At 72.1% G+C, this 12164-nt stretch carries 12 protein-coding genes; 4 read left to right on the forward strand and 8 right to left on the reverse strand.

Going from position 1 to position 12164, the window contains the following annotated elements; translation table 11 throughout:
• Positions 1-169: 169 nt before the first annotated feature.
• From hemB to CFW40_RS15815, 3 genes are all read right to left on the reverse strand, one after another.
• The gene (hemB, locus tag CFW40_RS15805) at positions 170-1159 is read right to left on the reverse strand and encodes a porphobilinogen synthase (protein WP_088798515.1); all 990 of its coding nucleotides are present in this window, start codon (positions 1157-1159) and stop codon (positions 170-172) included.
• Positions 1160-1237: 78 nt separating this feature from the next.
• Positions 1238-2152: a helix-turn-helix domain-containing protein gene (locus CFW40_RS15810; protein WP_306427431.1), complete on the reverse strand. Its 915-nt coding sequence runs from the start codon at positions 2150-2152 to the stop codon at positions 1238-1240.
• 344 nt (positions 2153-2496) lie between these two features.
• The gene (locus CFW40_RS15815; RefSeq protein WP_371127292.1) at positions 2497-2958 is read right to left on the reverse strand and encodes an ATP-binding protein; all 462 of its coding nucleotides are present in this window, start codon (positions 2956-2958) and stop codon (positions 2497-2499) included.
• Between the two features lie 162 nt (positions 2959-3120).
• Here CFW40_RS15815 and CFW40_RS15820 point away from each other — a divergent pair, with 162 nt between their 5' ends.
• Together CFW40_RS15820 and CFW40_RS15825 are read left to right on the forward strand one after the other, a co-directional pair.
• The gene (locus CFW40_RS15820) at positions 3121-3954 is read left to right on the forward strand and encodes a helix-turn-helix transcriptional regulator (protein ID WP_176956496.1); all 834 of its coding nucleotides are present in this window, start codon (positions 3121-3123) and stop codon (positions 3952-3954) included.
• Positions 3951-4217, forward strand: coding sequence for a DUF397 domain-containing protein (locus CFW40_RS15825; protein ID WP_088798517.1), 267 nt, complete (start codon positions 3951-3953; stop codon positions 4215-4217). Before CFW40_RS15820 ends, CFW40_RS15825 begins: the two co-directional genes overlap by 4 nt.
• A gap of 24 nt (positions 4218-4241) precedes the next feature.
• On the opposite strand, the gene CFW40_RS15830 is transcribed toward CFW40_RS15825, so the two are convergent.
• Positions 4242-5189, reverse strand: a complete 948-nt coding sequence (locus tag CFW40_RS15830; RefSeq protein WP_256331451.1) for a MerR family transcriptional regulator — start codon at positions 5187-5189, stop codon at positions 4242-4244.
• Positions 5190-5287: 98 nt separating this feature from the next.
• Between CFW40_RS15830 and CFW40_RS15835 the strand changes: the two genes are divergently transcribed.
• A complete protein-coding gene (locus CFW40_RS15835) occupies positions 5288-6079 on the forward strand; it encodes an alpha/beta fold hydrolase (protein ID WP_088798518.1) in 792 nt (263 codons plus the stop codon).
• A 94-nt stretch (positions 6080-6173) separates the two neighbouring features.
• On the opposite strand, the gene CFW40_RS15840 is transcribed toward CFW40_RS15835, so the two are convergent.
• The 4 genes from CFW40_RS15840 to CFW40_RS15855 are packed head-to-tail and all read right to left on the reverse strand — an operon-like array spanning position 6174 to position 11021.
• Complete coding sequence (locus CFW40_RS15840) at positions 6174-7823, reverse strand: bifunctional uroporphyrinogen-III C-methyltransferase/uroporphyrinogen-III synthase (protein ID WP_088798519.1); 1650 nt, start codon at positions 7821-7823, stop codon at positions 6174-6176.
• Positions 7820-8848 (reverse strand): hydroxymethylbilane synthase, encoded by a 1029-nt coding sequence (gene hemC / locus CFW40_RS15845; protein ID WP_088798520.1) that lies wholly within the window; start codon positions 8846-8848, stop codon positions 7820-7822. The genes CFW40_RS15840 and hemC overlap by 4 nt, the downstream gene beginning before the upstream one ends.
• Entirely contained in the window at positions 8845-10251 is a 1407-nt protein-coding gene (locus CFW40_RS15850; RefSeq protein WP_088798521.1) for a glutamyl-tRNA reductase, read from the reverse strand. Before CFW40_RS15850 ends, hemC begins: the two co-directional genes overlap by 4 nt.
• Positions 10248-11021 (reverse strand): redox-sensing transcriptional repressor Rex, encoded by a 774-nt coding sequence (locus tag CFW40_RS15855; protein ID WP_088798522.1) that lies wholly within the window; start codon positions 11019-11021, stop codon positions 10248-10250. The genes CFW40_RS15850 and CFW40_RS15855 overlap by 4 nt, the downstream gene beginning before the upstream one ends.
• 638 nt (positions 11022-11659) lie before the next feature.
• On the opposite strand from CFW40_RS15855, the gene CFW40_RS15860 reads away from it, so the two are divergent.
• The gene (locus CFW40_RS15860) at positions 11660-11947 is read left to right on the forward strand and encodes a glutaredoxin family protein (protein ID WP_088798523.1); all 288 of its coding nucleotides are present in this window, start codon (positions 11660-11662) and stop codon (positions 11945-11947) included.
• Positions 11948-12164 lie beyond the last annotated feature (217 nt).

Consider the following 12164-nt stretch of genomic DNA (forward strand, 5'->3'; position numbering starts at 1 on the left):
TACCCGCTCCTCGGTCGGTCGGCGCGTTCCCTGACACTCGGCACGTGCCCGGCAGGTGCCGGACAAAACGTCGCGCCCACGACAAAGCTCCCGCCCCCGTGGTCCGGGGACAGGAGCTTCGGCAACGGCAGACACAGCCGGCAGAACCGGTACAGCCGGCCGGGGCGGCTCACAGCCCCCGCGCGACCTCCGTCGCCCAGTACGTCAGGATCATGTCGGCACCGGCCCGCTTGATACCGGTCAAGGCCTCCAGGATCGCCTTGTCCCGGTCGATCCAGCCCTTCTCGGCGGCCGCCTCGATCATCGCGTACTCACCGGAGATCTGGTACGCGGCAACGGGCACGTCCACCGTGTCCGCGACCTTCGCCAGCACGTCCAGGTACGGCATCGCCGGCTTGACCATCACCATGTCGGCGCCCTCCTCCAGGTCGAGCGCCAGCTCGCGCATCGACTCGCGGAGGTTCGCCGGGTCCTGCTGGTAGGTCTTGCGGTCGCCCTGGAGGGACGAGCCGACGGCCTCCCGGAAGGGTCCGAAGAAGGCGGAGGAGTACTTCACCGTGTAGGCGAGGACCGACACGTCCTCGTGGCCGGTCTGATCGAGCGCGTCACGGATCACGCCGACCTGGCCGTCCATCATGCCGCTGGGGCCCACCACATGGACGCCCGCGTCGGCCTGCACCTGCGCCATCTCGGCGTACCGCTCCAGCGTCGCGTCGTTGTCGACCCGGCCCTCGGCATCCAGGACACCGCAGTGCCCGTGATCGGTGTACTCGTCCAGGCACAGGTCCGACATGATGACGAGGTCGTCGCCGACCTCGGCCTTCACGTCACGGATGGCGACCTGCAAGATCCCGTCGGGGTCGGTGCCCGCCGTACCGGCGCCGTCCTTCTTCGCGTCCTCGGGCACCCCGAACAGCATGATCCCGGCAACCCCGGCGTCGACCGCCTCGACGGCGGCCTTCCGCAGCGTGTCGCGGGTGTGCTGGACGACACCCGGCATGGCGGAGATCGGCACCGGCTCGGCGATCCCCTCCCGTACGAACGCGGGAAGGATCAGGTCGGCGGGGTGCAGCCGGTGTTCGGCCACCATCCGCCGCATCGCGGGGGTGGTACGCAGCCGCCGGGGCCGCGCACCGGGGAAGCTTCCGTACTTCGTCATACCGCCCACGCTACGCCCGCTTCGCCCCTGCCTTTGCCGACGTAGCGTCGGCAGTCCCGGCCCCTCCGCCGCCCCGGATCAGGCCGCCGCAGCAGCCCCGGCGGGCTCGCCGGACGCCGGCTCCCCGGCCACCGATGCGCCCCGGCAGTCCCGGCAGCGCCCCGGCCACCGGGCGCGGAACGCCCGCTCGCAGCCGTCGCAGGTCTGGAACGGATCCGGCGCGGGCCGACGACGGTCGCCCGCACCGAGGCCTGGTGGGGCCTCGCCTTCCGGTGGCACTTCACGGCCCACCGGGAGGGGCGGCGGCAGCAGCTCCCGGAGGCGGTGGGCGAGCAGCCCCGCCGGATGCTGCAGATCGCCCGGCAGGTCCGCGGTCAGCGTGCGGTGGACGGCCGCGACGGTCGCCCCGTTCTCGAACCACGCGGCGACGGCGGAGGCGAGGCGGCGTACGTCCCGCCGGGAGAGCGTGAGCCGGTCATCGGTGCGGCGCAGCGCCGCGAGCAGGGCGACGGCGGCGGCGTGGTGCTCACCGGCGGGCGCTTCCGCGGCGGGGGCCGGTGCCTGCGGAGGCGCGGCGGGGGCCGGTGCCTGCGGCGGCGCGGCTGGGACGGGTGGCCCGGCCGGGACGCGTGGCGGCAGAGCGTCGTCCCCCACCTCCGCGGTCTCGGCGGCGGGGACCTCAGCGACAGAGGTCTCGGCGCCACCTGGAGCGTTATGGGCATAGGTGCGGGTGATCACGCGACCGTCAGCCGTACGCTCCCGCACCCGCTCGACATAGCCATGGGCCTCCAGCTCCCGCAGCGCGAAGGCGATCCGGTCGCGCCCCTCGGGGAAGCGGGCGGCGAGGGTGCGGATATCGACCGAGGCACCCTCGGGCAGCGACAGGATGTGGGTGCCCACCCCGATCGCGGTCAGGGAGAGTTCGCGGTGCTGGGCGAGGTGATTGCCGATGATCGTGTACCGGTCCGGCTGGTACTGCCGGATATGCGTCACCCCGCTGCGGGTGGCACTTCGACGAACACGGGATTGCGGGCGCACGGCGCCGCTAGGCTTCTGCTCAGCCATCGGGAAGCTCGTATCTTCCTCTGGTGGTCAGGCCCTCGCCCCGGGATGGCAGTCCCGGCGGGGGCCGACGCATGTCTGCGGTGGTCAGGCCCGAGCCTGCCCACCCAAGTCACCCGCGCGCCAGCCGAGTTGAGCTGATTCACCCCCACGAGTGACGTACGCGGGGTTTGGTTGGTTTGGAGGGTTCTTTCCCAGGGTTCTTAGCTCTTGACCGCCCGCCACACCGCCGCCCGGCCCACCGGGTCCCGCCTTCCCGGGCTCCGGTCCGGCGCTCAGCGACCACCATCGAGGTCGACCTCCGCCCAGACGGTCTTGCACGGCACCGGCCCCTCCTCCACACCCCAGCGATCCGCCAACTCCCCCACCAGCAGCAGACCGTGCCCGCTCTCGGCCAGGGGACCACCGGCGTCCGGCGTACGGACGGGCAGCCGGTCACCGCGCGTGTCGGTCACTTCGACACGGAGCGTGCCCGGCCGCGGGACGGCGAGGACCAGACGGAAGCTCCGCCCGGGGACCCGCCCGTGCAGCACGGCATTCGCCGCCAGCTCCGCGACGATCAACCGTGCCGGGTCGAACGGCAGCCCCCACGAGCGCAGTTGCTCGGTGGCCAGAAGCCGAGCCAGCCGGGCTCCACGGCGGGTGGCGGAGAGCGGTACGGAGAACCGGAGCGCCGTGGCGGGGGCCGCCGCGAGACCGGTAACGGAACTGCTGATTCGGGTGATTCGCTGATTCACGTCACACAGAGTGGTCGCGCGTATCTAGCCTGAGAAGGGTTGACACCCGGGCTCACGGCGACTGTCCGGCTGCGGTCCGGCTCTGTCCGGGTCGTCCGGGGTGACGGGGCACGGGCGACCGAAGTTGGACGCGTACGGCTCGGCGGAGGGGCGGCGGCAGACGTGGATGACTGGGACACGGGAATGGACGACGACGAGGCCGGTGCGGTCATGAAGGCCGTGGCACGGCAGGTGAAACTGTGGCGGGAGGCGGCCGGCCTTACCCAGACGGAACTGGGCGCGGCGATCGGCTACGGGGAGGAGACGGTCTCGTCCGTGGAACGGGGCCGCCGGATCCCCCGGCCAGAGTTCTTGGACCGGACGGACGAGGTCACGGGCGCGGGCGGCAAAGTCGCGGCACTGAAGGCGGACGTGGCCGCGATCAGGTATCCCAAGAAGGTACGGGACCTGAAGAAGCTGGAGGCGGAGTCGGTCGAGCTGTGCGCGTACAACAACTCGGTGATTCATGGGTTGTTACAGACGGACGAGTACGCGCATGCGGTGATCGGAAACCGGCAGCCGCCCTTCCCGCAGGACGAAGTCGAGCGGCGCGTGGCCGGTCGCATGGATCGCCAGGGGATCATCAGCACCACAACAGGACTGCCGGTACTCACCTTCGTCCAGTGCGAGGCGACGTTGCGGCGGTGCACCGGGGGCACAATGGTCTTGCGCAGACAGCTCGAACGGTTGTTGGAGGTCGGGCAGTTGTCGAACGTGTCGATCCAGGTGCTGCCTCTGAGCCGCGAAGAGAACGCGGGGCTTGAAGGGCCGTTCCAGCTACTCAGGCTGAAGGATGGCTCCACCGTCGGGCACAACGAGAGCCAGCTCGTCAGCCGGGTGATCTCCAATCCCAAAGAGCTCCAGATCCTCGAATTGCGCTATGGCATGATCCGGGCGCAGGCGCTCACCCCACGGGAGTCGCTGGCCTTCATCGAGAAAGTGCGGGGAGAGACATGACACTCAAGCCTTCTGGCGGGAACGGCTCCGCCCTGGCATGGATAAAGAGCAGCTACAGCACCGGCGACGGGCCGGACTGCGTCGAAGTCGCCTGGCGCAAGAGCAGCTACAGCACCGGCGACGGGCCGGAATGCGTCGAGGTCGCGACCGCCCCCGGCACCATCCTCATCCGCGACTCCAAGAACCCCACCGGCCCCCGCCTCGCCTTCACCCCCACCACCTGGGCCGACTTCCTGCCGTACGCCACAGCCTCCGGACACTGACGCGCGCGGCACCGGACCGAACCCCTAGGCGACCTGCGCGTCCAGCGCGGCACGGAGCCAGTCGTCCATGGCGCCGATGGTCGGCTGCCGGGCAGCGGAGGGGAGTTCGCCGACGAGTTGCCAGTAGCGGTCCAGGAGGGGATGCGCAATCAGGCCCAGCTGGGCGCTGAGTTGGCGGCGGAAGGCGGGGGTGTCCCGCGTGTTGCGCAAGCCGGCGTGGGCGGCGACGAAACAGTCGAGGGCTTCGCCCGCGTGCGGGGGCCGTCGGTCTCGTACGTCCGCCGAGGCGAGCGCGCACGCCTCGACCAGCCCCTCGTAGAGGACGGCCGGACGGCAGGCGTCGTCAGGGGTTCGGGGGGCGAGGCGGCGGATGTCGATGTCGACGACGCGGCGGTCGGTGGCGACGGCGTGCAGCCGGGCGAAGACCAGCACCTGGGACGGGGTCGGGTCGGCGGGGAGCTGCGGCACCGCCGCTTCGAGCAGCGTGGAGAGCAGGCGGGCCGGGAGCCGCGCGGGCAGGACGTGACGCCAGAAGCGGGCCAGGGCGTCCGTGTTGGGCGGGATGCTCACGGCACCGATCAGGCGCAGGCGGTCGGCGCGTTCCTCGGGGGCGCAGTCGCGGAGAAGATGAAGGGCGGCCTCCCGCCAGCGCAGGGCGGACAGTTGCGTGCCGAGTTCGCGGAGCTGCCCCGCGACGGCACCCTCCAGGGCGTCCGGCCCGCCCGGCACGTCCTCCTGGGCGAGGATCCGGTCGACCTGCGGCAGCGGCAGGTCGAGGGTGCGCAGCGAACGGATCAGGCGGAGCCGGTCCAGGGCCTCGGGGCCGTACCGGCGATGTCCCCCGGCGCTGCGGGCGGCCTCGGGCAGCAGTCCGCGGTCCGAGTAGAAGCGCACGGTCTTGACGGTGACGCCTGCCTGCTCGGCGAGTTCGCCGATGCCCCACATGCCGTCGGGGGACGCGGACCCGGTCATGCCTTGAACCTCCCTCAGGGGGAGTTCCTACCGTAACGGCATGCGCGGCCGGGTCAACGGGGGCCGGCCGCGCGGCCGAGCTGTACGAGGAGGCGTTGATGACGGCGTATGTGCTGGTGGCGGGCGGTCATATGGGCGGCTGGCTGTGGCAGGACGTGGTGGACCGGCTGCGGGAGCGGGGAGCCGAGGCCTACGCGGCCACGCTCACGGGCAATGGCGACCGCCGCCATCTGGCGGGCCCGGAAACGGACCTGGAGACCCATATCGAGGATCTGGTGCAGCTCATCGACCATGTGGATGCGCCTCAGGTGGTGCTCGTCGCCCACTGTCACGGCAGCTTTCCGGCGCTGGGCGCCGCCGACCGGCGCCCGGAACGGGTCTCCCGGATCGTGTACGTGTCGGCGCCCCTGCCGATGGACGGCTTCTCGGTGCACGGCCTGGTGGACGCCTTCGAGCCCGATCCCGCGGTCCGCGACGGGTGGCGGCAACGGGCCGAACAGGCCGAGGACGGCTGGCGGATCCCTCCGCCGTCACCCGAGGGCGTGCAGGCCCAAAACAGCGTCGCAGGCGTCCCCGCGGACGCGCTGGCCCGGCTCGTCCGCCTGGCCTCGCCGCAGCCGCTGGGAACGCTCACCCAGCCGCTCCGGCTGTCGGGGGCCGCGGCCGGGCTGCCGACGAGCGGCGTCTTCTGCACCGGCACGGGGATGAACATCGCCATGGTCGAGTCCCTGGTGCGGACGGGGGAACCGCGCTTCCAGGTGCTCACCGAGCCTCAGGTGACCTTCTTCGAACTCGACACCGGGCACTGGCCGATGCTCTCGGTCCCGGACGAGCTCGCCGGGGTGCTGCTCCGGGCCGCCGCGGGCGAAGGGCAGCGAGTGACCGCGTAGTCCTGCCCGGCGAGGGCGGCGGCCGCCCGCCCTCACGCAAAGGGCGCCCCCCTGGAGGGGCGCCCTTTGGCCGTTCCTGCTGCTACCGCTCCGTTCAGCTACGAGCCCGCCGACGCGACCCCGGCCGCCGCTCGCTCGGCCGCGTGACCGGGTCCCCGGCCTCAACGGCGGCATCGCGGCGTGCCGCACCGAAGTCCGCCAGCGCTTCGGCCAACTTGTGGACCGACGGCTCGGGCGACATGACGTCCACCCGCAGGCCGTGCTCCTCGGCGGTCTTGGCGGTGGCCGGACCGATACAGGCGATGACCGTCACGTTGTGCGGCTTGCCCGCGATGCCGACCAGGTTCCGCACGGTGCTCGACGACGTGAACAGCACGGCGTCGAAGCCGCCGCCCTTGATGGCCTCACGCGTCTCGGCCGGCGGGGGCGAGGCGCGCACGGTGCGGTAGGCGGTGACGTCGTCGACCTCCCAGCCCAGCTCGATCAGGCCGGCGACCAGGGTCTCGGTGGCGATGTCGGCGCGCGGCAGGAAGACCCGGTCGATCGGGTCGAAGACCGCGTCGTAGGGCGGCCAGTCCTCCAGCAGACCGGCGGCCGACTGCTCACCGCTCGGCACCAGGTCGGGCTTCACACCGAAGGCGACCAGCGCCTTGGCGGTCTGCTCGCCGACCGCGGCGACCTTGATCCCGGCGAAGGCGCGGGCGTCGAGGCCGTACTCCTCGAACTTCTCCCGGACGGCCTTGACGGCGTTGACCGAGGTGAAGGCGATCCACTCGTAGCGGCCGGTGACCAGGCCCTTGACCGCGCGCTCCATCTGCTGCGGGGTGCGCGGCGGCTCGACGGCGATGGTCGGGACCTCGTGCGGCACCGCGCCGTACGAGACGAGCTGGTCGGAGAGCGAGGCGGCCTGCTCCTTCGTCCGCGGCACGAGCACCCGCCAGCCGAAGAGCGGCTTGGACTCGAACCACGACAGAGGGTCGCGCCGGGCCGCGGCGCTGCGCTCGCCGACCACGGCTATGACCGGCTGGCCACCGTCCGCCGAGGGCAGCACCTTGGCGGCCTTGAGGACCTGGGCGACCGACCCGAGGGTGGCGGTCCAGGTGCGCTGGCGGGTGGTGGTACCGGCGACGGTGACGGTCATCGGGGTGTCCGGCTTGCGGCCCCCGGACACCAGTTCACCGGCGGCCGCGGCCACCGAGTCGAGGGTGGTGGAGACGACGGCGGTGGCGTCGCTGGCACCGACCTCGGACCAGCAGCGCGCATCCGCGCTGCGGGCGTCGACGAAGCGCACGTCGGTGCCCTCGGCGTCGCGCAGCGGGACACCGGCGTACGCGGGCACGCCGACGGCCGCTGCGATACCGGGCACCACCTCGAAGACGATGCCCTCGTTGGCGCACGCCAGCATCTCCTCGGCGACATCACCGTCGAGACCGGGGTCCCCGGTGACGGCCCGTACGACCCGCTTGCCCGCACGGGCGGCCGCCATGACAAGATTGGCGGTGTCCCGAAGGGTGTGGACGTCGGCGGGGATTGACGCCTCGTCAGCTGATGCCTGCAGTGGTGTGTCCACCTGTGCGCGGGCATGCACGCGCACGACGTCCAGCACCTGCGGGTCGGCAATGAGTACGTCCGCGGAGGCCAGCGCCTCCACGGCACGCAGCGTCAGCAGACCCGGGTCTCCCGGCCCGGCACCCAGGAAGGTGACCTGACCGGCGGCGGAGTGGTTTGGGGCGGTGGGGTTCAAAGTGCTCGCTCCCCCATAAGACCGGCCGCACCCTTTGCGAGCATCTCGACGGCGAGTTCACGACCCATGTTCAGCGGGGTCGACACGTCGTCGGGAGAGGCGGGTACGTGCCCGGTGGTGGACAGTTGCACCAGCGTGCTGCCGTCGGTCGTGCCGACGACACCACGCAGATGCAATTCGGTGACAACCTGCTCGTCAGCCGTGGGGCCTTCCCCGCTCGACCGAAGTCGAGAGCTTGGGGAAAGGTCGGCCAGTGCTCCGACGGGTGCGGAACAGCCGGCCTCCAGGGCGGCGAGCAGGGAACGCTCGGCGGTCACGGCGGCCCGGGTGTCCGGGTCGTCGAGCTCGGCGAGCCGGGCGATGAGATCCACGTTGACCGCAGCGCACTCGATCGCCAGTGCCCCCTGGCCGGGGGCGGGCAAAACCATATCGGGCGACAGCAGCTGCGTCGCCTCGTCGATCCGGCCGATCCGGGTGAGTCCGGCGGCGGCCAGTACGACCGCGTCCAGTTCCCCCTTCTCGACGAAGCCGATGCGGGTGTCGATGTTCCCGCGTATCGGCACGGTCTCCACACGCCGGCCCAGCGCCCTGGCCCAGGCGTTGAGCTGCGCCATCCTCCTGGGGGAGCCGGTGCCGATGCGGGCGACGCGGTCCTCGTCGGCGGTCAGCTGCTCGAAGGTGAGCCCGTCCCTGGCGATCAGCGCGTCCCGGGGGTCTTCCCGTACGGGTATCGCGGCCAGGGCCAGGGTCTCGGGCTGCGTGGTCGGCAGGTCCTTGAGGGAGTGGACGGCGAAGTCGATCTCCCCGGCGAGCAGCGCGTCACGCAGCGCGGAGACGAAGACGCCGGTGCCGCCGATCTGCGCGAGGTGTTCCCGGGAGGTGTCACCGTAGGTGGTGATCTCCACCAGCTCGACGGGGCGGCCCGTCAGCTCGCGGACCGCCTCGGCGATCTGCCCGGACTGGGCCATGGCGAGCTTGCTGCGCCGCGTGCCCAGCCGCAGTGCTCTCGTGGTGCTGTCGGTCATGCCCGCTCCCGTGCATCGTGCCTGTCGGCGCGCGTGTCGGCCCGGCTGACGGCGGCGACCGTCTGGGGGTCGAGGTCGAAGAGTTCCCGCAGGGCGTCCGCGTACCCGGCGCCGCCGGGCTCGCTGGCCAGCTGCTTGACCCGGACGGTGGGCGCGTGCAGGAGTTTGTCGACGACGCGGCGCACCGTCTGGGTGATCTCGGCGCGCTGCTTGTCGTCCAGGTCGGGGAGGCGGCCGTCGAGCCGGGCGATCTCACCGGCGACGACATCCGCCGCCATGGTGCGCAGGGCGACCACGGTGGGGGTGATGTGCGCGGCCCGCTGGGCGGCGCCGAACGCGGCCACCTCGTCGGAGACGATGCCGCGCACCTTGTCCACGTCGGCCGCCATCGGCGCGTCCGCGGACGCGTCGGCCAGCGATTCGATGTCGACGAGGTGCGCGCCCTCGATCCGGTGGACCGCGGCGTCTATGTCCCGCGGCATCGCGAGGTCGAGCAGCGCCAGCGGCGCCGTGTTGCCCTGGCGCGCGGCCGCGACCATCTCGCCGGCCAGGACCAGACCGGTCGCGCCGGTACAGGAGACCACGATGTCGGCGAGCGCCAGCTCCTGGGGGACGGAGGTCATGGCGGCCGCACGGGCCCGGAGCCCTCCCCCAAGTCCTCGGCTCCGCTCGGACAGGGAGGTACCCCCACCCGCACCGGGTCCGCCCGGCTCGGTGAGGATCTGCACGAGCCGTTCGGCGCGCTCGACGGTGCGGTTGGCGACGGCCAGCTCGCCGACACCGGCCCGGACGAGGGTGGTGGCGGCCAGCGACGACATCGAGCCGGCGCCGATGACCAGCGCCCGCTTGCCGCGCGCCCAGGCCTCGACGTCCCGGCCGCCCGCAAGCTGCTCCAGCCCGAAGGTGACCAGCGACTGTCCGGCCTTGTCGATGCCGGTCTCGCTGTGTGCGCGCTTGCCGACCCGCAGCGCCTGCTGGAACAGGTCGTTCAGCAGCCGTCCCGCGGTGTGCAGTTCCTGGGCGACGGCCAGCGCGTCCTTGATCTGCCCGAGGATCTGGCCCTCGCCGACGACCATCGAGTCCAGGCCGCAGGCCACCGAGAAGAGGTGGTGGACCGCGCGGTCCTCGTAATGGACGTAGAGATAAGGAGTGAGCTCTTCCAGGCCGGCGCCGCTGTGGCGGGCCAGGAGGGTGGAGAGCTCGGCGACACCGGCGTGGAACTTGTCCACGTCGGCGTAGAGCTCGATGCGGTTGCAGGTGGACAGCACCGCGGACTCGGTGACCGGTTCGGCCGACACCGCGTCCTGCAGCAGCTTGCCGCGCGCCTCGGGGGCGAGCGCGGCCCGCTCCAGCACGCTCACCGGCGCGCTGCGGTGGCTCAGTCCGACGACCAGGAGCGTCATGCCGGCATCACGGCGGGCATGTCCCCGTCAGGTCCCTTGCGGTCGCCGGCCACGGCAGCGGCGGCACGGGCGGCCGTGGCCGGGGCGCCGCTCTCGGGCCCGGCCTCCTCGCCCGCCTTGCGCTGCTCATGGAAGGCGAGGATCTGCAGCTCTATCGACAGGTCGACCTTGCGCACGTCCACCCCGTCGGGGACGGTCAGCACGGTCGGCGCAAAGTTGAGGATCGAGGTGACGCCGGCGGCGACCAGCCGGTCACAGACCTGCTGGGCGGCCCCGGCCGGCGTGGCGATGACACCGATCGACACGCCGTTGCTCTCGATGATGTGCTCCAGCTCGTCGGTGTGCTGGACACCGATGCCCGCGACGGGCTTGCCGGCCATCGCCGGATCGGCGTCGATCAGCGCGGCGACCCGGAAGCCACGGGAGGCGAAACCACCGTAGTTGGCGAGCGCGGCACCGAGATTACCGATACCGACGATCACAACCGGCCAATCCTGCGTCAGCCCCAGCTCGCGCGAGATCTGGTAGACGAGGTACTCCACGTCGTAGCCGACACCGCGGGTCCCGTAGGAGCCGAGGTAGGAAAAGTCCTTGCGCAGCTTGGCGGAGTTGACCCCGGCAGCGGCGGCAAGTTCCTCGGAGGAGACCGTGGGGACCGAACGCTCGGACAGCGCGGTCAGTGCACGCAGATACAACGGAAGCCGGGCGACGGTGGCCTCGGGAATGCCTCGGCTGCGGGTCGCCGGTCGGTGAGTTCGGCCAGTTGCCACGGTGCTCCTGCGGGTAGAGCGGGGCTGCGGGCGACCGCATGGAACCCGACCGCCCTGTCTTCTGCAGGCTATGTCTTTGTGAACGCGTGCACAAAGATGGTGTCCGGTTTGTCCGCCCAAAGTGACCGGGCTCACGCGTCTATTACAAGCCGCCGCGGAACCAACTCCCACGTCACGCCGTTCACTCGCGCCACCCGTGAAACACGGCAGCACCCACGGGAGCACGCGCCCTCACTCCTCACCGCTATACCCCCGGAAACCTACAAATCGCCCATCGATGGTAATCGACCCGGACGACCGGGAGCGCGCGTCGCTCGTGGGCTGCGGCGGGCAGGGCCGGAGCGCCGGAGGCTCGGGAGGGGCCGGGGTCCGGTGGCCGGGGGCCAGGGCCCGGAGGCCCGGGAGGGGCCGGGGTCCGGTGGCCGGGGGCCAGGGCCCGGAGGCCCGGGAGGGGCCGGGGTCCGGTGGCCGGGGGCCAGGGCCGGGAGGCCCGGGGCCAGAGCCCCTGGGGCCGGCCCGGACGGCACGCCCGCCGCTACGGCACACCCGCCCGCCCGCCGGTACGGCCCACCCCCAGCCACAGCCACTACGGCAGCACACCCACCCACCCCCGCACCGCAACCCGGCACAATGGCTCCATGGCCCCCTTGTTCAACTCGTTCAGCCGCAGCTCCCGCAAGAACCCCGCCGACCGGATGGTCACCCTCATCGGCAAGCCGGGCTGCCACCTCTGCGACGACGCCCAGGCCGTGATCGAGAAGGTGTGCGCCGAGACCGGCGCGGCCTGGGAGAAGAAGGACATCACCGAGGACGCCGACCTGCACCGCAAGTACTGGGAGCAGATTCCGGTCATCCTCGTCGACGGCGCCCAGCACGACTTCTGGCGAGTCGACCCCAAGCGCCTCCGCACAGCCCTGGGCGCCTGACCCCGAACCACCGCCCCACCCCGGCCCCCACCGCGCCCCCTTCGCGAACACCCCTCTCCCCCGCCACACCGCAGCCCCTCGGGCCCCCGCCGCGCCGCACCCCCTTCGGGAACACGCCTCCCCCCGCCACGCCGCAGCCCCTTCGGGAACACCCTCGGGCCCCCGCCACGCCGCAGCCCTTCGGGCCCCGGCCGCGTTGCAGCCCGTCGGGCCCGCT

The organism is Streptomyces sp. 2114.4 (assembly GCF_900187385.1).
GTDB lineage: Bacteria > Actinomycetota > Actinomycetes > Streptomycetales > Streptomycetaceae > Streptomyces > Streptomyces mooreae.